Genomic DNA, 18,698 nt, shown 5'->3' on the forward strand with positions numbered 1-18,698 from the left:
GTTATTGCTGGTAGTAGAAGGTCTCGGGCTTTGCCGGTCCCGGCGTCATGTAGAACGATGTGCTGGGAATGACCTTCGGGACATTGCGCATATTGGTCTTGACGATGCCGACGCGATCCGGCTCCAGGTTGGTGCCGATGACGTAGAATTCGTCACGGGTGATCGCCAGCAGTTCCTTCATCTCGGCCAACTGCTTTTCGAGCGTCGGCGCTTCCTGCACCTGCCGGTAGAGATCCATCTGCTTCTTGGCAGCGGGGCTCGGTTCTTGCGCGTTCGGATCCTTGGGGTTCTGGTAATAGAGGCCCCAGGCCGTCGCGAAGCTCGACTCGTATTCGTGCGGGAAATACCATTTGGGATCCAGCAGGCCGAGGAAGTCGTAGCCACCGCCGCCGACCCATCCAAGGCCGTCATTCTCGTTGTTCTGCAGGCGGGAGAAGATCAGCGAACGTTCGGCCGGGCGGGGCTGCATGTCGATGCCGACAGCCCGCCAGTAGCGCTGGATCATCTCGAGGGCATCCACCTGGATCGGGCTTCCGGTCAAGGCGTCGATCGCGAAGGTGATCCGCTTGCCGTCCTGACCGAGGCGATAGCCTTCGGCGTCATGTTTGGTAAGGCCGGCCTTGTCGAGATACTGATTGGCGAGATCGACATTATATTCCAGATACTGCGTCGCCATCTTCTCGTCATAGAGCGCGGTGCCTTCACGCGGTGCCGCCTGATAAGGCTTGGCCTGTCCGGCATAGATCAGCTGGTTGAGCTCTTCGCGGTTGATAGCGTAGCTGAGGCCGATGCGGAAATCCTTGTTGGAAAAGACAGCACGCAAGGCCGGATTCTTGTGGGTCTGATTGAGGGTGATCAGCAGGGCGTTCGACCACGCCGGCCGGGCGATAAACAGGCCGTAGCCTCCTTTCTCCTGGTTCTGCACGATCACCGTACGGGCGTCCGTCGTCTCGATGAAGCGGTTCTGCATGTCGATTTCGCCGCTGATCGCCTTCAGGATGATGGCCTGTGTATCCTGCATCACATCGATGGTGATCCGATCGAAGTAAGGCAGCTGGTTTCCTGCGGTATCCACCTTGGCATAGTATGGATTGCGTTCTCCAACGACCTGGGTGGTGCCGTTATAGGGCGCGGTCAACACCCAGGCATCGAGCGTTGGACGGCCGAGATCGCGCCAGCGGCCGGGAAACCCGATCTTGTTGTTGAAGAGCTGGACCCAGTCGGTTGCACCGGCTGCCTTCACCAGGGCATCGACGCCGTCGGGATTGAAATCCTTGTGGAATTGCTTGAGGTAATGGGCCGGTGCCGCTGCCAGAATATCGGAGCCGCGAACGGTCGCCATATTCATCAGGAACAGGCCGTTCGGCGCGGCAAATTTGAAGACGACCTTGTCGGCGGCGAGCTTTTCGACCTTGACGGTCTCTCCGCCTGCGGTCAGCCAGTCGGGTGCCGCAGGCGTGATCTTGGTGTTGCGCAGCACGTTCTCGTTCCACCACACAAGATCGTCCGCGGTAAAGGGCTCGCCGTCCGACCAGCGTGTGCCTTCACGCAAGGTGAAGGTATATTCGGTGGCATTGGCATTGACCTCGACGCTCTTGGCGAGATCGGGGATCACTTCCGTCCATTCCGGATTCCAGCGGACCAGTCTCGTATAGCCGATTGAACGTTCGATCTCGCTGTCGCCACCGCCAAAGGTGGCCGTGCGCCAGGTGCCGCCATAGGTACCAACCGATTCAAGCGGCGTGAGTACCAGCGGCTCCTTGGGCAGCCGCTTTTCGACCGGCGGCAGCTTGCCGGCATCGACCAGCGCCTTCAGTTCCGGCGACTCCTCAAAGCCGAATGCGACACCGGCCCAGCCGGCACCCATGAGGATCGCCGCGGCAACGGTCGAGACAACCTGCCGTCTTAAGATTCTGACGTGTTGCATTCTTTCCTCCCAATATTTTGCTCTAGGTTATCGTTAACGTATTCTCCTCTTTCTCTAACGTTATCGTTACCGTTAAATCTTGTCAAAAAGATTCTCATGGCCTTATGCTTGGCCTGAGCAGACTTGGCTTTCCTGGAAATCATGCTAGTTATCGTTATCGTAGTTTCCTGCCCCTTCTGACGAGACAATCCAATTGAGCCGCCCCAAAGAGCCAGAATCCAAAATAACCATCGCCGATGTCGCCCGCGCCGCAGGGGTGTCGCCGATGACGGTATCGCGCGTGCTCAATGATCGGGGCGGAGCCAGTGCGGAGACCAGTCAGCGGATTATCTTAGCGGCGAGCGAACTCAACTACCGGCCCAATCCCTTTGCGCGCGGATTGCGGTCCGATCGATCGAAGGCCATCGGCCTTCTCGTTCCCGACATCACCAATCCGTTCTTTCCAGAAGTCATCAGGGGAGCCGAGGATGCCGCGAGCGCTGCCGGCTACAACCTGCTTCTGTCCAATGTCGTCGAGAACAGCAAGCGGGAGGAAGAACTCATCGAAACGCTGCTGCGGCATCGGGTCGACGGGATCATCGTCTGCAGCCCGCGACTGCCCGACGCTGCGCTTCACAAGGCGCTTGCGCCACACCGTGCCGTGGTGCTCATCAACCGCGAGGCGCCCAACGAGGTCGCGGGGACGATCGTCACCGACTACGAGACGGGCGCGTCGCGTGCCATCGACCATCTGGTCGAGCGCGGGCGCCGCAAGATAGCGATCATCGCCGGGCCGCGCAGTTCGTTTGGCGGCAAGAGCCGTCTTGTCGGCTTTCGCAAGACGCTGGCCGCCCACGGGCTCAAAGCGCAAGGCATCGTTTATTGTGATCCGACCGCGGCAGGCGGGCAAACAGCGGCCGCGCAATTGCTGGCGGAGACGCCCGGCATCGATGCCCTTGTCTGCTACAACGATCTCAATGCGATCGGCGCCATGAAGGCCTGCAGGGCCGCCGGCATTTCTATCCCCGGGCAAATCGCCTTGATCGGTTTCGACGATATTCCGACTGCCGAACTGCTGTCCCCGGCGCTCACCACCCTGCGGGTGCAAAAACGCGAAATGGGGGAGGAAGCCGTGCGCCTGCTGCTCAGCCGCATCGCCACCAGAAACCGCCAGCACGGCATCGTCATCGTGCCGGAGCTCATCATCCGCGAAACGACCTGAACGCCCCGGAGCATGATGCCGAAAAGTGTGAGCGGTTTTCGGACGACATCATGCTCCAACTCTTAAAGTTTGGAACAGGAGGAATATCCGATGGATATCAACAATCTGCAGTCGCTGGCCCTGCCTGAGGAGAAGAAGGCCTGGTTCGTTCACGACCGGTTCGGCATGTTCGTGCACTGGGGGCTTTATGCGCTGCCGGCACGCCATGAATGGGTCAAGAGCCGCGAAGAGCTGAACGACGCCGACTACCAGAAATATTTCGATCATTTCGATCCCGATCTCTACGACCCGCGAGAATGGGCCAGACGCGCGAAAGCTGCGGGCATGAAATATGTCGTGCTGACGACCAAGCACCATGAAGGCTTCTGCCTCTGGGATACCAAGGCGACCGACTTCAAGGTGACCAACACGCCTTATGGGCGGGATCTGGTGGGTCCATTCGTCGACGCCTTCCGTGCGGAGGGCCTGAGGATCGGGTTCTACTATTCGCTGATCGACTGGCATCATCCGGACTTCACGGTCGATCCACGCCATCCGCAGCGCAATCATCCAGATGCGCTGAAAATCAATGAAGGCCGGGACGTGCAGCGCTATGCCGCCTTCATGCGCGAGCAGGTCCGCGAACTGCTGACGGACTTCGGCCAGATCGACATCATGTGGTTCGACTTCAGCTATCCGCAATGGAAGCTCGGAGAACTGGTCGGAAAGGGCCATCAGGATTGGGAAAGCGAGAAACTCGTGCGCCTGGTGCGCGAACTCGCCCCCGACATCATCATCAACAACCGGCTCGATCTCGCCGGCTTGCAGCCCGATATCGTCACGCCGGAGCAATATATGCCGCGCGCCCGGCCACTCCGCGATGGCAGGCGCGTCGTCTGGGAAGCGTGCCACACGCTCAGCGGTTCCTGGGGCTATCACCGCGACGAGGACACCTGGAAAAGCACAGAACAACTGGTCCAGATGCTTGTCGGCACCGTTGCCATGAGTGGTAATCTGCTGATGAATGTCGGGCCGACGGCGCGCGGCACACTCGACCACCGCGCGATTGCAGCCCTTGCCGCTTATGAGGAGTGGATGGCACTGCACGAGCGCAGCATCGTCGGCTGCACCCAGTCCGACTTCACCGCTCCGGCCGACTGCCGCCTGACCCAGAATGGCGATCGTCTCTATATCCACCTCTTCAACTGGCCCTATCGCCATCTGCATTTCGATGCGCTGGCGGGGAAAGTCGAATATGCGCAATTCCTGCATGATGGCAGCGAGGTCACCTGGCTGCGCCCGTCCGCCAATACCTTGTGGGCGAACACCCAGTTCCCCGTCGGTGATGATCAAATGACATTCGTCCTGCCGGTGCGCCGACCTCAGATCGTCGTCCCGGTCATCGAAGTTAAGCTCAAGGCGGGGAGCACCTCCGGCATTCAGGATTAAAGGGCGGCGGATGATTGCGCAGCTGAGATAGATTGCCTGAGCGGGCGGGGCATATGCCCGCTCTGATAAACCCCGCCATATGCCGACAGTGACTTACGGATTGGCCTCGGTGGTTTCCACGAAGAGCTGGTTGAGTTGTTTCATCTCGAGTGCATGGGCGCGCCTTCTGAGGGCGGCTACCTGTTTGAGCGTTGCAAGATTGTCTGTTGTCTCGATGAGGTGAGCATCGGCGACGAGCACCTCCGCTTCAATCCTTCCCTGCTCTCTCAATTGCCAGACATCCCTGACGCGAAATTGAACCATTATCACGCCGAAAAGTGCCACGAGCGCGGAAGCTGTCATTGGCAGCCAATTGGGGACAACCGGGCCATAGGCGGAAAACAACGATGAGAGACCGCTCAAAACGATGATCCCCAATGTGAGAAAATTCCAGAGATATTGATTGACCTTGGAGGAGCGCGCATAGCCGTTTCGATGTGTTCGAAGGTCACGCAAAGCCTGCCTTTTGATCTCGGCTGCGTCCGACGGAAGCATGCTTTCGGCCGTCTCTTGCTCGATCTCCCGCCTTGCCGCCAAAATCACGTTGATGACGGCGATCGTGATCCCGAAGGTAATCATGAACCAGGCGATGTAGTGCAAAGGGACGTCATCGAGAATGACGTTTGACAAAAACGCAGGTTGAAAAAACTCAATTAAAGCGCCAATCGATATCAAGAATATAGACAGGGCAACCACTGCTATCGAAAGCATCGCCGCTATATTTCTATATCTGCCATTCAGTGTCATTTTCTTCAGTTGAGCGTGGTCATCCCCCTCCCTTCTGAACAAATCCATCATCCTATCCTCGAGACTATGGGGTTAACCATAGTCAACCTTTTACCACGCCAGAAAGCAAGTAACGTTTGTGAAGTAATACTTGACGGATCGAATTTCTGGCACCCCTCGCCAATGTGCGGGCCGGGGCAGCCTCCGCCTCTTCAATCCAGTCGCTTCAGGCTATGCTGATCGCCAGCGGCCGGCCGAGATCGCGGGCAATATAGTCCTGGTTCTGTCGGACGATCTGCGCGGCGTGAGCGATCGTCAGCCGGTTGGCCTGCTCGGCGTCGCCAGCCTTGATCGCGGCGATGATCTCCTCATGCTCGTCCAGCCTGACAGCCACTTGAAAACCGGCGCGGCCTGATCGGGCAGGAGATGGTGACCGCTCAGGAGAATGGCTCGGTCGGTCCCGCCGCCGGATTGGTCAGCCAGCATGGTCCCTCGGCGGTCATGTACATATGGTCTTCCAGCCGGATTCCGAATTTCCCGGGGAAGACGATCATCGGTTCGTTGGAAAAACACATTCCGGCGGCAAGCGGCGCGTGGTTGCCGCGAACGATGTAAGGTTCCTCGTGGATCTCGAGCCCGAGGCCATGACCGGCGCGATGCGGCAAACCTGGCAGACGATAGTCGGGGCCGAGGGAGTGTTTGGCAAGCACCTTGCGGGCCGCGTCGTCGAGGCTCGAGCAGGCGGCGCCGATCCGGGCTGCGTCGAAGACGGCCTGTTGCGCCTCGCGCTCGATCCACCATGCCCGTTCGAACGCGCTTTCGCCGCCCTCCAGCATATAGGTCCTGGTGATATCGGAATGATAACCGTCGATACGGCAACCGGTATCGATGAGAATGACGTCGTCGCGACCAAGGACCTGATCGCCGTCGGCGCCATGCGGAAGCGAGGTCGCCGCGCCGAAGGAGACGATGCAGAATGTCGAGCCGGCATCGGCGCCGGCCTGGCGATGCTGCCGGTCGATGAAATCGACCACCTCGGATGATTTGATGCCCGGCTTCAAAAGCCCATGCACTTGCCTGTGGACGCCAAGCGTCAGGTCCATCGCATACTGAATGAGCGCAATCTCCGCGGCCGATTTGATGCAACGCAGGTCGCGGATCAGCCGCCCGCCATCGGCAAGCCTCGCCGCGCCCATCTCCGCTGCCAACGCATGATAGAAGAAAAGCGGCAAACCATCGTCGAGGGCAAGTCTGCCGCCCTGGGCAACAAGGCGGGCGATGAGAGCGGCGCTGCTCTCCTCCTCTTCCCAGACCAGGATCTCCCCCGGCAGATGCGGCAGTGTTTCGACACGGCTACGCTCGAACCCCGGAACGATGTAGGAAATGGTCGCGGGCGTGACGAGCGCGCCGAGGAACCTCTCGCTCGGATGCCAGACCAGCCCCGTGAAGTAATGGAGGCTTTCGGTAGGCCCAAGAAGCACGGCAGCCAATCCTTCGGCTTCGATCAGTTGCCGAAGCCTGGCAAGGCGGGTCTGCCGTTCGTCCTCAGTTATGCGGGGTACCGTATGCTGCCATGACATGTTGTTTTCCTGCTTTTCTTGCGCTTCCGGATCGATGAAGCCCTCGCCTTGCAGCCAGGATCTTGAACCGACACTAATGCCGCTGTAGGCAATATGTCGACATGAAAAATGAGGAGGTAGCGATGGCGATCGAATACACCATACCGGGCATGCTGATACGCGATCATATGGTCGACGCTCCCCTGGATTGGTCGAAGCCGGAAGGGGAGACGATCCGGGTTTTCGCACGCGAAGTATGCGATCCCGCCCGCCGTCGCGAAACACTGCCGTTGCTGGCTTTCCTTCAAGGCGGCCCTGGCGGAAAATCGCCGCGGCCGAGCAATGGCGGGCCGCCATGGCTTGCCGAAGCCCTGAAGACGCACCGCGTTATCCTGATCGACCAGCGCGGTACCGGGCGCAGCAGCCGGATCGAAAGTGCGACCATGGAGCACTTTGCCGACGGCAGGGCCGCAGCCGACTATCTCAGCCTCTTTCGCGCCGACAGCATCATTGCCGATTGCGAATATCTGAGGAAAACCGTCTTCGGCGGCGGGCGCTGGCAGACGCTCGGCCAGAGCTATGGCGGCTTCCTGACACTTACCTATCTCTCGAAGGCGCCGGAGGGACTTTCTGCCTGTTATGTCACCGGTGGCCTTGCTGGCCTTGGGGCGACGGCCGATGATGTCTATCGGCGCACCTACCCGCGCGTCGCCGAAAAGAACGCCGCCTATTACCGCCGCTACCCCGGGGATGCCGAACGCATCGGCCGGATCGCCGACTATATCGAGGCCAACGAGGTGCGGTTGCCCGATGGCGATCGCCTCTCCGTTCGCCGCTTTCAGACTATCGGCATCGATTTCGGCATGGCGCCGGGTTACGAGAACATCCATTGGTTGGTCGACGAGGCTTTCGCCGGTCCCAATGAAGACCGTCTCTCCGATCGCTTCCTCGCGTCGGTGATGTCGCTGACCTCCTATGACGACAATCCGCTCTTCGCCGTTCTGCAGGAAAGCATCTATGGCCAGGCCGGGACGCCGACTGCCTGGGCGGCCGAACGCATCCGCGTCGAGCATCCGGCCTTTGCCGGCGACCGGCGGCCGCTGCTGTTGACGGGGGAGATGATGTATCCTTGGATGTTCGAGGAAATTCGCTCGCTCAGGGCCTTCAGGGCGGGTGTCGAGGCGCTGGCCACGCATGAGCGCTACGTGCCGCTCTATGCTCCGGCACGTCTCGCAGCAAACGAGGTGCCGGTCGCCGCCGTCATCTATCATGACGACATGTATGTCGATGCCGGGCTTTCGCTCGAAACAGCGCGCCACGTCGCCAACGTGCAGGCATGGGTGACCAACGAATTCGAGCACGACGGTGTTCGCCAATCGGCGGCTGTCCTGCGCAGGCTGATGACCTTGGTCAGGGAGCAGGGTGGCCCCCTCGCCTCCTGAGGCTCGAATGGTTCATTGCTCTCATCGCATCAGGACATGCTGATCGCCACCGGCCGGTCCAGATCGCGGGCGATATATTCCTGAATCTGGCGAACGATCTGCCCGGCGTGGGCGATCGCCAGTTGGTCGGCCCGCTCGATGTCACCGGCCTCGATCGCGGCGATGATCTCCTCGTGTTCGTCGACATACTGGCGCGGCAGACGGTCGTCGAATGTCGAGTAGTAAAGACGCAGGATGCGGCGGCCCTCGTCGAGCAGCCTGGCGAAGAAGGCCGTGTAATAGGAATTGCCGGCAAGTTCGGCAATCGCGACGTGAAATTCGCGGTTCGCCTCGATCATCGCATAGGCATCGCGCGCAGCAACGGCATCGGCGAAGTCCTTCTGATGCTGGCGAACGGTCTTCATGATCTCGCCGTTTCGCCGTTGCGCCGCGCCGCGGGTTGTCACCCGGTACATCAGCGTCAGCGCTTCGAAATAGGTGGGCAGGCTTGCGAAATCGATGGTCGCGACGATCGTATTCCTGTTCGGCAGCGTCGTGACCAGCCCGTCGGCGGCGAGCCGCAACAGCGCCTCGCGAATGGGAGTCCGCGACATCCGGAAACGCTCCGACAGCCGCACTTCGTCGAGCGGACTGCCGGGTTCCAGCGCCATCGAGAGGATTTCCTGCCTGAGCGTCACATAGACGCTCTGCGTGCCAGAGCCGCGCACCCGCACATTTTCCGCGTCGTTCCGCATCCGTCTGCCCTCTTTCGTTAAAGCCTTGTATTTCGTTTCGGCCGATTCTCGCAATGTCGGCCTTCGGGGGCCTCAAATTTGTAAAACCACATCATTGAATCTTGTCGACAGTTTGTATATAAGGCAACCAGTTTCAACGAGGCTCGATCGATGACCACAGGATGGAAGGGCGTATTTCCCGCCGTAACGACGCAGTTCAACGAAGATCTTTCCGTTGACCTGCCCTCGACCCAGCGTGTCCAGGACGCGCTCGTGAGCGATGGCGTCAACGGACTGATCGTCATGGGCACATGTGGCGAGAACAATTCGCTGGACCCCGAGGAGAAGCGCACGATCTTGAAAGCGGCCGTCGAGGTCGTCAACGGCCGCGTTCCCGTGGTCACCGGCGTGTCAGAATTCGATACGCGCCGTGCCGTCGCCTATGCTCGCGACGCCGAAAAGCTCGGCGCCGACGGGCTGATGCTGCTGCCGGCCATGGTTTATGTGCCGAAGCCCGAAGAGCTGATCGCACATTTCCGCACCGTCGCCGAAGCGACCTCGCTGCCGATCATGCTCTACAACAACCCGCCGGCCTACCGCGTCAATATCGGCGCCGATGTGCTGAAGGTGCTTGCCGACGTGCCGAACATCAAGGCGGTCAAGGAAAGCGCGCCGGATCCACGTCGCTTCACCGATCTTATCAATGAATTCGGCGATCGTTTCGATATCTTCGCCGGTCTCGACGACGTGGCGCTTGAAGGCCTGATGCTCGGCGCCAAGGGCTGGGTCTCCGGCCTGACCAGCGCCTTCCCACAGGAATCCGTGCAGCTCGTCGCCGCCGCCGAACGCGGTGACTGGGAAGAGGCCCGCAAGATCTATCGCTGGTTCATGCCGCTTCTGCACCTCGATGCCGAGCACGACCTCGTCCAGTCGATCAAGCTCGCCGAGCAGATCATGGGCCGCGGCTCAGAACGCGTTCGCATGCCGCGCATGCCGCTTTCGGGCGCCCGCCGCGCCGAAGTCACCGCAATGGTCGAAAAGGCCGCCGCCACGCGTCCCTCGAAGATCCGCCACGCCGCCTGATACAACGAGGCCGGCGACCCCGCGGTTGCCGGCCTTTCCGTATTTGCTCATCAGGCGAGCGCCAGCGACCGGCCGCTCGCCGGATCGAACAGATGCATCTGGTTCATGTTGAACGAGAGCGGCATCGTCGACATCGGCCTGGGTCCGCTCTCGGGATCGATGCAGGCGCAAAGGCTTGCCTCGCCGATGCCGAAATAAACCATGGTCTCCGGCCCGAGTGGTTCCACAAGATCGATCTTCGCTTCGATGTTGGCATAACCAGGACGGGCCTGGCGGTCGGTGATCGATTCCGGCCTGATCCCGAACACGACTGATTTGCCGGCATGGCTGGCGTAGTCGCCGGCGCGCGCCTCCGGCACTGGAAGCTCGCTGCCGTCGGTCAGTTTGACGACGAGGCCTTTGTCTCCTGATAGCAGCGTCGCTGACAGGAAATTCATCGACGGTGAGCCGATGAAGCCGGCGACGAACTGGCTGACCGGCCGATGATAGAGCGCCTGCGGCGGCCCCGCCTGTTCGATGATGCCACCATTCATCACCACGACACGATCCGCCATGGTCATCGCCTCGACCTGGTCGTGCGTGACGTAGACGGTCGTCGTCGGCAACAGCTGGTGCAACCGCTTGATCTCCGTGCGCATCTGCACGCGAAGCTTGGCATCAAGGTTGGACAACGGCTCGTCGAAGAGAAAGACTTTCGGATTCCGCACGATGGCGCGCCCCATCGCGACGCGCTGGCGCTGCCCGCCCGAAAGCTGGCCCGGACGCCGGCCGAGCAGCTCGCTGATATGCAGGGTTTCCGCCGCCTTGATGATACGGGCGTCAATCTCGCTCTTGGCAAGCTTCTGCTGCTCCAGGCAGAACGAAATATTCTCCCGCACCGTCATGTGTGGATAGAGCGCGTAGTTCTGAAAGACCATGGCGATATCGCGTTTGCCCGGGCCAAGCCGGTTGACGACCTGGTCGCCGATCACGATCTCACCGCCGGTGATGTGTTCGAGACCCGCGATCATGCGCAATGTCGTCGATTTTCCGCATCCCGACGGGCCCACGAAAACGACGAATTCATTGTCTTCGATGTCAAGGCTGATGCCGCGCACGGCCTCGTAGATGCCATAGGACTTGACGATGCTCCTGAGTTCCAGCCGTGCCATGGTTTTCTCCTAGACCTCCTGCAACCAGATCGCCATTGCTCCGGGCTCGCGATTGGCCCAGAGGTGATAGGGGATCGCCGTGAAGCGCCGCTCCTTCAGCGAGGGGCGCGCGGTGCGATAGAGCGCTTTCTGCCAATCGGATATATCGGCTTCGAGCGCAGTGCCTTCGAGGACGGTCGCTCCGCCGAGAAGCACGGCATCGTAGCGGGCGGAAATTTCCTCAGATGCCGGCAGGCGGAGCCGCTGCGGCTCGCCGCCGAGGTCCGTCTCCTCGATGCAATAGACGACGGGGCCGCGCCGCAGCGCGACGCGTCCGCCGTCTTCGGAGACGGCAGGATGCGCGTAGATGCGCTCGACAGGCATCGACAGGCCAATGCGGACCTCGTCGCCGTTGCGCCATTCCCTTGATATTGCCGCATAACCTTTCGTCACGCATTGATCGAGATCGACGGCAACCCCGTTGACCGAGATCTGCGCCTGCCTGCACCATCCGGGGATGCGAAGACGAAGCTGAAACCGGCTTGGCCGCTCGACGGCGAACCGCAGGCTGATGTCGCCATCCCAGGGATACTGCGTCTCCTGGATCAGGCGCACGAAGCTGTCGCCGACTGTCAGCTCGGCGGAATTGGTGCCGTAGAGATGGACGGCGACCTCATGATCATCAGTCGAATAGAAATATTGGCCGAGCGACGCAATGAAACGGGCAATGTTGGTCGGGCAGCAGGGGCAGTAATGCCATTTCCACCGGCGGTGCTGCCCGTGGCTTTCAAGGACGTTCTCATAGAAATAATGCTCGCCGTCGCGCGAGATGCCGGAAAGCGCGCCGTTGTAGAGCACCGTTTCCAGTCTGTCGGTGAACTTGCTGTCGAGATCGACCTGCGCCATGCGATGGCTCCAGAAGCCGAGCGCGACGGCTGCGCATGTCTCGGCATAGGCCGTCTCGTTCGGCAGGTCGAATTCCCGAGTGAACCCTTCATTGGATGCCGACGGGCCAAGGCCGCCGGTCACGTAGAGCTGGCGGCTGACCAGATTGTCGAAAAGCCGGTCGCAGGCTTCCTTCAATGTCGGGTCGTCGTTTTCATGGGAGAGATCCGCCATCGCAGAAAACAGGTACATTGCGCGGACCGCATGGCCGACGACCTGGTGCTGGTCGCGCACCGGCATATGGGCCTGGCTATAGGCATATGTCTTGTAGACGTAATCATCAGGGCTCTCGCCGCGTTTGCGAGCCTCTTCATCGTAATATGAAGGCATCCGGCCACGTTCGTCGACGAAGTAGGTCGCAAGCTTCAGATGCCGCGGATCGCGCGTCACGCGATAGAGCTTGACCAGCGCCAGCTCGATTTCCTCATGGGCGTCATAACCTTTGAGCTTTCCGGGCTCGGCGCCGAAGGTTTCGATGATATGGTCGACGGCGCGGATCATCACATCGAGGAACCGACGCTTTCCCGTCGCCTCGTAATAGGCGACGGCCCCTTCCAGCAAGTGGCCCATCGAATACATCTCGTGCAGGTCGCGCAGATTGGTCCAGCGCCTGTCCGGCTCGCGGCGAATGAACCAGCTGTTGAGGTAGCCATCCGCCATCTGCCCTTTTTCGAGCTTTTCGACGATAGCATCGATCTTCGCCTCAAGCGCCGCATTCGGGTGAGCCTTCAGCGTGTAACTTGCGGCCTCGATCCATTTGCCGAAATCGGAATCGAAGAAATGCTGCATCGACAGCCCGCTCGACTGGATCGGGCGCACCAGCGGCCCGGCCGGCTTGTCAAAATCGAGCACCTCGAGGAAGCCCTCCTCTTCCAGCCGCTTGTGCTGCGTCGGGATGGTGACGTTGCGGACCGTCTCCGTCCAGCTCTGCCAGAAACCGCCATGGAAGACGACACAGGAATGGTCGGCGGGCCTGTATCGCTGCCGTCCCGCAGCGCGTGCCGGCTGAAAACGAGGTGAGCTGGTCATGAGGACTCCTGAGCGGAACGAGCGCTGTTACTTCACGGCGCCGGCCGTCAGGCCGCGCACGTAATATCGTTGCAAGAGAAGGAAAAGCAGGATGCAGGGGACCATGGTCACGGCTATGCCGGCCTGCAGCGCACCCCAGTCGATGATGCCATAGATGCCCGACGAAACATTCACCAGCATGATCGGCAGCGTGAACTTGTTCTGGTCGGACAGGAAAATGAGGGCGGCGAGGAATTCGTTCCAGGAATTCAGGAAGGCGAACATCGCAACGGTGGCGACACCGGGAAGCGCGATCGGCAGCATGATCCGGCGCAGGATCGTCGCCTGCGACGCACCATCTATCCGCGCCGCTTCGATCAGCGCCTTCGGCACCGCATCGAAGGCATTGCGCATCATGAAAACGGAAAAAGGAAGCTGGAAGGTCACGTAGATCAGCACCAGGCCGAAAAGATTGTTTTGCAGCCGGAAGACCTTCAGGATCAGGAAAAGCGGCGTCAGGATCGACTGGAACGGGATCATCATCGTCGCCATGATCAGCACGAAGAGCAGCGACTGACCGGGAAACCGGAATTTCGAAAAGCCGTATCCCGCCGGCACCGAGACGAGCACCGTCAGGATCACCGTTCCGGCGGCAATCAGCACCGAATTGCCGGCATAGACGTACCAGCCTGCACCGACATGTTCGAGGCGGCGGTAATTTTCAAGCGAGAAGGCTTTCGAGAAAAGTGCTGCCGGATCGGCAAGTGCTGCGGCCGCGGGCTTGAAGGAATTGGCGAAGGACCAGACGATCGGCATCACGAAGAAGACGGCAAAGACACATGCCGTCAGAACGAAGGCGAGATAACCGAGCCGCTCGCTCGCCGGCTTGGCTGCGAGATTGTGATTGAGCCGTTCCATCAACCCTCCTCCGGCCGCTGGCGCAGCAGGACGAACTGGATCGCACTGATCGCCACCAGGACGACGAGCAGGGCAAAGGAGATCGCCGAGCCATAACCGAGACGGTAGGATGAGAACGAGGCGAGATAGATCGAGAACACCGCGGAGATCGTGCTGTTCTCAGGGCCGCCCTGGGTGATGATGAAGAACTGGTCGAAGGCCAGCATCGACGAGGTGACGTTGAGGACGAGCGCCAGCACGACCGAGTTCCTCATCAAGGGCAGCGTGATGCGGCGAAACCGGCTCCAGACGCTGGCGCCGTCGATCCTGGCCGCTTCGATGACGTCGTTCGATATGCTCTGCAGGCCGGTCAGGAGGATGATCATCGTGAAGCCTGCTGTCTTCCAGACGACCATCAGGATGACGACGCCAAGTGCCGGCCAGAAACTTTCGAGCGGCCTCGGGGCGCTGTCGATGATGCCTGCTCCGCGCAGCAACTGCGCAAAGACGCCGCTATCGGGATTGAGCAGCCACATCCACAATGTCGAGGCCGCCCCGAAGCCGATGACAACAGGCATGAAATAGATCGTGCGGAAAAAGCCGGCGATGCGCAGCGGCCGGTCGACGAGCAGCGCCAGAGGAAAGGCCACCAGGAAGATCGCAGCCGTGACCAGCACCGTGTAGAGCAGCGTGAAGCCCAGGGAATGCCAGAGCTGGGTATCGCCGATCAGCTCGGCATAGTTGGAGAGGCCGATGAATTTGGTCCGGCCTAGAAGCGGCCAATTGTAGAAACTCATCCAGACCGTCATGACAAGCGGCACGAGGAAAAGCACGACGATGAACAGCAAGCCCGGCAGGATGAAGGCAAGGCCAAGCCAACCCTTTGGCTCCGGTTCTCCGGTCGCGACTGCGCGCCTCCGGCTGCGAAGTGTCGAGGATATCACCGCAACTCCTCCTTCCGCTTGAAAGTCGAGATGTGAAAGGGACGGCAGGGCATCCGCGGATACCCTGCCGAAACGCGTCGGCTTAGTTCGGATTGGTGCGTTCGAGGATACGGGTGAAGTCGCCCTGCGTCTTGGCGATCGTTGCGTCGACATCGTCACCGAAGATCGTGCCCTGAATCAGATTGAGGAAGGGTCCGGTGCGGCTGACGAAGAGTTCGTCGGACGAAAATGTGTAGGGCGTGCGCGCCTTGGCGAGGATATTGTAGGCGACGAGATTGCGCTGGTCGAACTTCGCATAGGCTTCCGCTGCGAGGTCGGTGCGCGACGGCATCCCCGATTCCTGGGTGATGTAGACCTGCTGCTCGGGCTGCATGTAGAAATTGACGAAGTCGAGCGCGACTTTCTTCTTCTCTTCGCTGATACCCTTGATCAGGGAAAGCGTATCGCCGCCGGCAAAGCTCGATTCACCGCCCTTCGGCCCCGGGATCGGTGCGACGGCGAATTTCACGTCGGGATATTTGCTGGTCAGCAGATTGACGATGTAGGAGCCGGTCATCAGGATGCCGACCTTGCCCGAGGCGAAGGCCTCGACGGCATTGTTGCCGTTGCCGGAACGCGAGGTCGGATGGATCGCACCGGCCTTCCACATATCGCGATAGGCTGCGATGGTCTCACGCAGCGCCGGCGTATCGACCGTGGCGCTGCGGCCGTCATCGCTCAGCACATCGGCATTGGCGGCCCAGAGATGCGGCAGGAAATCGTAGATCAGCCAGCTTCCCGAATTAGCCACGAAATAGAAGCCATAGGTCTCGTTGCCGAGCGCGGCGATCTTCTTCGCGTCGGCGGCAATCTCCTCCATCGACGCCGGCGCCTTGTTGGGGTCGAGGCCGGCCTTGGTGAAGAGATCGGTGTTATAAGCGATGATCGAGGCATCCGGCAGGGCCGGCACGCCATAGATCTTGCCGTCATAGGTGGCAAGGCGGATGTGAGACGGGCTCATCGCCGCGGAATAAGGCAAGCCCTTCACGAAGTCGGAGATATCCTCGAGACCGTCCGCGGCGGCAAAGGTCGGGAGATAGATCAGGTCGAGCACGGCGCCATCAGGAGCCGCGCTGCCGGCAATCGCCGCGCCCAGCTTCGGCACCATCTGCTCCGCCGTGATCTGGGTGACATTGACCTTGTCGGAGTGCGAGGCGTTGTATTTGTCGGCCAGGCCCTGAAGGACGGCGCCGGACGACGTGCGCACCCATAGGGTGATTTCTTCGGCGCTGGCGAGAGAAGAGCTTGCCAACAGCGCGAGAGCGGTGATTGTCGTTTTCAGTCGAAGCATGCTTGTTCCCCTTTTTCTCGTTCAGGCCTAAGGCCATCGGACGAAATGGACGTTAGATCAGAAATTTTTTGGTGTCGACAGTCTGTGTGCAAAATTCTGATGCGCGTTTGATAAAACCTTTTAACAGCACATTTTTTTCTGCTAAAAGCTTTTATCATGAATCGACTACGAGGCGGCACTTGAAGAATACGGGCGATCGAAGACGGACGATTTATGACGTGGCGAAGGCTGCAGGCGTCAGCATTTCGACGGCGTCGAACGCACTGAACGACACCGGCCGGACGAATGCCGAAACACGCGAGCGGGTCCGGCGCGTGGCGGAGGAGATCGGATTTCGGCCCAATGCACTCGCCCGTGGGTTGCTAAGCAAGCGAAGCCATGCGATCGGCATGCTGACGAACGACACCTATGGCAGACTGACGCTGCCGATGGCGGCCGGGGTATCGGAGGTGCTGGTCGATCACGGCGTTTCCGTCTTCCTCTGTGCCACGAACAATGATCCAAGGCTCGCCCAGCTTCATCTGGAGGCGCTTCTTGACCGGCAGGTCGACGGCATCATATTCACCGCGACCCGCCTCGATCTCACGCCGCCGGTCCAGCTGTCTCGCTTGCCGATACCCGTCGTCTACGTCTTTGCCGAGGGACCGGCCGACAGCGTCACTTTCTTTCCGGATGACGAACAGGGCGCCCGCCTCGCCGTCGATCACCTGAAAGAGCTCGGTCGATCGCGGATCCTCCACATCACCGGGCCGCGGGATTATCTCGCCGCTCGCATCCGTGCCCAATCCTATCTCGACGCCTGCGGCGACGGTGCCGAAGCGATGTTCGGCGACTGGTCGGAGGAATGGGGTCACGAAGCAGTTCAGACGGTGTTTGCCCGGCCCGGCGCAAAGCCCGACGCCATCTTCTGCGGCAGCGACGAGATCGCCCGTGGCGTCATCGACGCGCTACGCGACCTTAATGTGGAGATTCCCACGGATGTCGCCGTGGTCGGCTTCGACAACTGGGAGGTCGTCGCACGGCAAACGCGCCCGCCGCTGACCACCATCGACATGGAGTTGAAGGAACTGGGCCATCGCGCCGGCCTGGCAATCCTCAGCCTCTCCAAGGGTGAACCGGTCCCTGCCGGCATCACCAGATTGCCGTGTCGCCTGGTCGTGCGGCAGTCGTGCGGCAGCCCCCTTCGATCCGACTGAAAACGACGGCAACGAACATAGACAAGGCGGCGCCGTCGCTATTATTTGTCCGTGCCATTGCCGGAACGAATCAGGCTGTCGCGGCTGACCAGCGACGGTATCTGGAAAATATGCTCGGCGCTGGCGCGGCCTTCTATTCTGGAAATGAGGGCCCGGGTTGCGACCTGACCGAGTTCCCTGCCCGACTGATCGATGCTTGCGAGATTGACGAGGCCGAGTGCTGCGGTCGGCGAATTGTCGTATCCGATGACGGCGAGATCTTCGGGGACGCGCACGCCCATCTCCATAGCCAGGCTCAGAAGGGTGATCGCGTCGAGATCGCTCCAGCAGAATACGGCGCGCGGCCTGTCCTTCCTCGATAGGAATTTTCGCATCGCCTGCTCCCGCTTTGGCGAGGCTATCGGAATTTTGCCGATCGCTGGCGAGGAGCCGAGCCCGCCGCGCTGCATCGCCCGGCGAAACCCGATCTCACGCTGGCGGACGACGGAGACCGCGTGCCCCTGGCGCTCGCCAAGGCTCAGCATTTCGATATCGCGATAGCCGCAGGCAAGAAGCGCTTCGACGGCGATCTCGGCGCCGCGCTGATCATCTGCGTTGACGGTATCGAAGGCCGTAGCGCTGGCATCGTGGTAGCCGACCGCGACGATCGGTATCTGGACTGCAAACTTTGCGAGGATCTCCGAAGGCAAGCGCGGCGCAACCAGGATAAGGCCGTCCATCTTGTAGTCGATCATCGACTCGATCAACGACGTCTCCAGTTGCACGCGCGCATCGCTGACGCCGATCATCGCCTGATAGTGCGAGGGCGCCAGTACCCCGTTTACGCCGGCAATCACCTCCGGAAGGAAAGGATTGCGGATATCGATCAGGAGCACACCGATGGTGAAACTCCGGCCACGCAGCCCTCTAGCTGCCCGCGAGGGGCGATATGCGAGTGCGTCGATGGCATCCGTCACCCTTGCGCGCAGCGCATCACTGACGCCATAGGCATTTCGCATCACCTTGGAAACCGCTGCGACCGATACGCCTGCGTGAGTTGCCACGGTCCGGATCGTCACGCGATCGTTTCGTTGCGGCTTTTGTTTGTCTTCGATTGACATGAAATCTCTGGCTTGCTGCGGATCGTCAAC

General features: G+C 60.5%; 15 protein-coding genes and 1 pseudogene. 5 read left to right on the forward strand and 11 right to left on the reverse strand.

Annotated features, from left to right (window positions below; translation table 11 throughout):
- Position 1: 1 nt before the first annotated feature.
- The gene (locus tag HX898_RS23235; protein ID WP_180195874.1) at positions 2-1,927 is read right to left on the reverse strand and encodes an ABC transporter substrate-binding protein; all 1,926 of its coding nucleotides are present in this window, start codon (positions 1,925-1,927) and stop codon (positions 2-4) included.
- Between the two features lie 193 nt (positions 1,928-2,120).
- On the opposite strand from HX898_RS23235, the gene HX898_RS23240 reads away from it, so the two are divergent.
- Together HX898_RS23240 and HX898_RS23245 are read left to right on the forward strand one after the other, a co-directional pair.
- Entirely contained in the window at positions 2,121-3,128 is a 1,008-nt protein-coding gene (locus HX898_RS23240) for a LacI family DNA-binding transcriptional regulator (protein WP_180195875.1), read from the forward strand.
- Between the two features lie 90 nt (positions 3,129-3,218).
- Positions 3,219-4,556: an alpha-L-fucosidase gene (locus HX898_RS23245; protein ID WP_180195876.1), complete on the forward strand. Its 1,338-nt coding sequence runs from the start codon at positions 3,219-3,221 to the stop codon at positions 4,554-4,556.
- 93 nt (positions 4,557-4,649) lie between these two features.
- Here the strand turns inward: HX898_RS23245 and HX898_RS23250 are convergent, their stop codons facing one another.
- From HX898_RS23250 to HX898_RS23260, 3 genes and pseudogenes are all read right to left on the reverse strand, one after another.
- Positions 4,650-5,390 carry a hypothetical protein gene (locus HX898_RS23250; protein WP_173863111.1) on the reverse strand — a complete coding sequence of 247 codons (741 nt, stop codon included), beginning with the start codon at positions 5,388-5,390 and terminating at the stop codon, positions 4,650-4,652.
- Positions 5,391-5,547: 157 nt separating this feature from the next.
- Positions 5,548-5,703, reverse strand: a pseudogene (locus HX898_RS23255) (hypothetical protein); the annotation flags it as partial.
- 55 nt (positions 5,704-5,758) lie between these two features.
- Positions 5,759-6,901, reverse strand: coding sequence for a Xaa-Pro peptidase family protein (locus tag HX898_RS23260; protein WP_180195877.1), 1,143 nt, complete (start codon positions 6,899-6,901; stop codon positions 5,759-5,761).
- 122 nt (positions 6,902-7,023) lie between these two features.
- On the opposite strand from HX898_RS23260, the gene HX898_RS23265 reads away from it, so the two are divergent.
- Positions 7,024-8,322 (forward strand): alpha/beta fold hydrolase, encoded by a 1,299-nt coding sequence (locus HX898_RS23265; protein WP_138334602.1) that lies wholly within the window; start codon positions 7,024-7,026, stop codon positions 8,320-8,322.
- Positions 8,323-8,351: 29 nt separating this feature from the next.
- Here HX898_RS23265 and HX898_RS23270 read toward each other — a convergent pair whose 3' ends face one another.
- Positions 8,352-9,056, reverse strand: coding sequence for a GntR family transcriptional regulator (locus tag HX898_RS23270; RefSeq protein WP_138334601.1), 705 nt, complete (start codon positions 9,054-9,056; stop codon positions 8,352-8,354).
- Positions 9,057-9,206: 150 nt separating this feature from the next.
- On the opposite strand from HX898_RS23270, the gene HX898_RS23275 reads away from it, so the two are divergent.
- On the forward strand, positions 9,207-10,118 hold the full coding sequence (locus HX898_RS23275) for a dihydrodipicolinate synthase family protein (RefSeq protein ID WP_138334600.1): 912 nt from the start codon (positions 9,207-9,209) through the stop codon (positions 10,116-10,118).
- A 50-nt stretch (positions 10,119-10,168) separates the two neighbouring features.
- On the opposite strand, the gene ugpC is transcribed toward HX898_RS23275, so the two are convergent.
- The 5 genes from ugpC to HX898_RS23300 all read right to left on the reverse strand — a co-directional run bounded on the left by ugpC (position 10,169) and on the right by HX898_RS23300 (position 16,372).
- Positions 10,169-11,269: a sn-glycerol-3-phosphate ABC transporter ATP-binding protein UgpC gene (ugpC, locus tag HX898_RS23280; RefSeq protein WP_180195878.1), complete on the reverse strand. Its 1,101-nt coding sequence runs from the start codon at positions 11,267-11,269 to the stop codon at positions 10,169-10,171.
- A 9-nt stretch (positions 11,270-11,278) separates the two neighbouring features.
- Entirely contained in the window at positions 11,279-13,222 is a 1,944-nt protein-coding gene (locus HX898_RS23285; RefSeq protein WP_180195879.1) for a beta-L-arabinofuranosidase domain-containing protein, read from the reverse strand.
- Between the two features lie 27 nt (positions 13,223-13,249).
- Positions 13,250-14,119 (reverse strand): carbohydrate ABC transporter permease, encoded by an 870-nt coding sequence (locus tag HX898_RS23290; protein WP_131665702.1) that lies wholly within the window; start codon positions 14,117-14,119, stop codon positions 13,250-13,252.
- On the reverse strand, positions 14,119-15,042 hold the full coding sequence (locus HX898_RS23295; RefSeq protein WP_064654374.1) for a sugar ABC transporter permease: 924 nt from the start codon (positions 15,040-15,042) through the stop codon (positions 14,119-14,121). The genes HX898_RS23290 and HX898_RS23295 overlap by 1 nt, the downstream gene beginning before the upstream one ends.
- 82 nt (positions 15,043-15,124) lie before the next feature.
- Positions 15,125-16,372, reverse strand: coding sequence for a sugar ABC transporter substrate-binding protein (locus HX898_RS23300; protein WP_138390243.1), 1,248 nt, complete (start codon positions 16,370-16,372; stop codon positions 15,125-15,127).
- 179 nt (positions 16,373-16,551) lie between these two features.
- Between HX898_RS23300 and HX898_RS23305 the strand changes: the two genes are divergently transcribed.
- On the forward strand, positions 16,552-17,568 hold the full coding sequence (locus tag HX898_RS23305) for a LacI family DNA-binding transcriptional regulator (protein WP_138390241.1): 1,017 nt from the start codon (positions 16,552-16,554) through the stop codon (positions 17,566-17,568).
- A 41-nt stretch (positions 17,569-17,609) separates the two neighbouring features.
- Here the strand turns inward: HX898_RS23305 and HX898_RS23310 are convergent, their stop codons facing one another.
- Complete coding sequence (locus tag HX898_RS23310) at positions 17,610-18,668, reverse strand: LacI family DNA-binding transcriptional regulator (protein ID WP_138334595.1); 1,059 nt, start codon at positions 18,666-18,668, stop codon at positions 17,610-17,612.
- Positions 18,669-18,698 lie beyond the last annotated feature (30 nt).

The organism is Rhizobium sp. WYCCWR 11128, assembly GCF_013416305.1.
Classification (GTDB): Bacteria; Pseudomonadota; Alphaproteobacteria; order Rhizobiales; family Rhizobiaceae; genus Rhizobium; species Rhizobium indicum.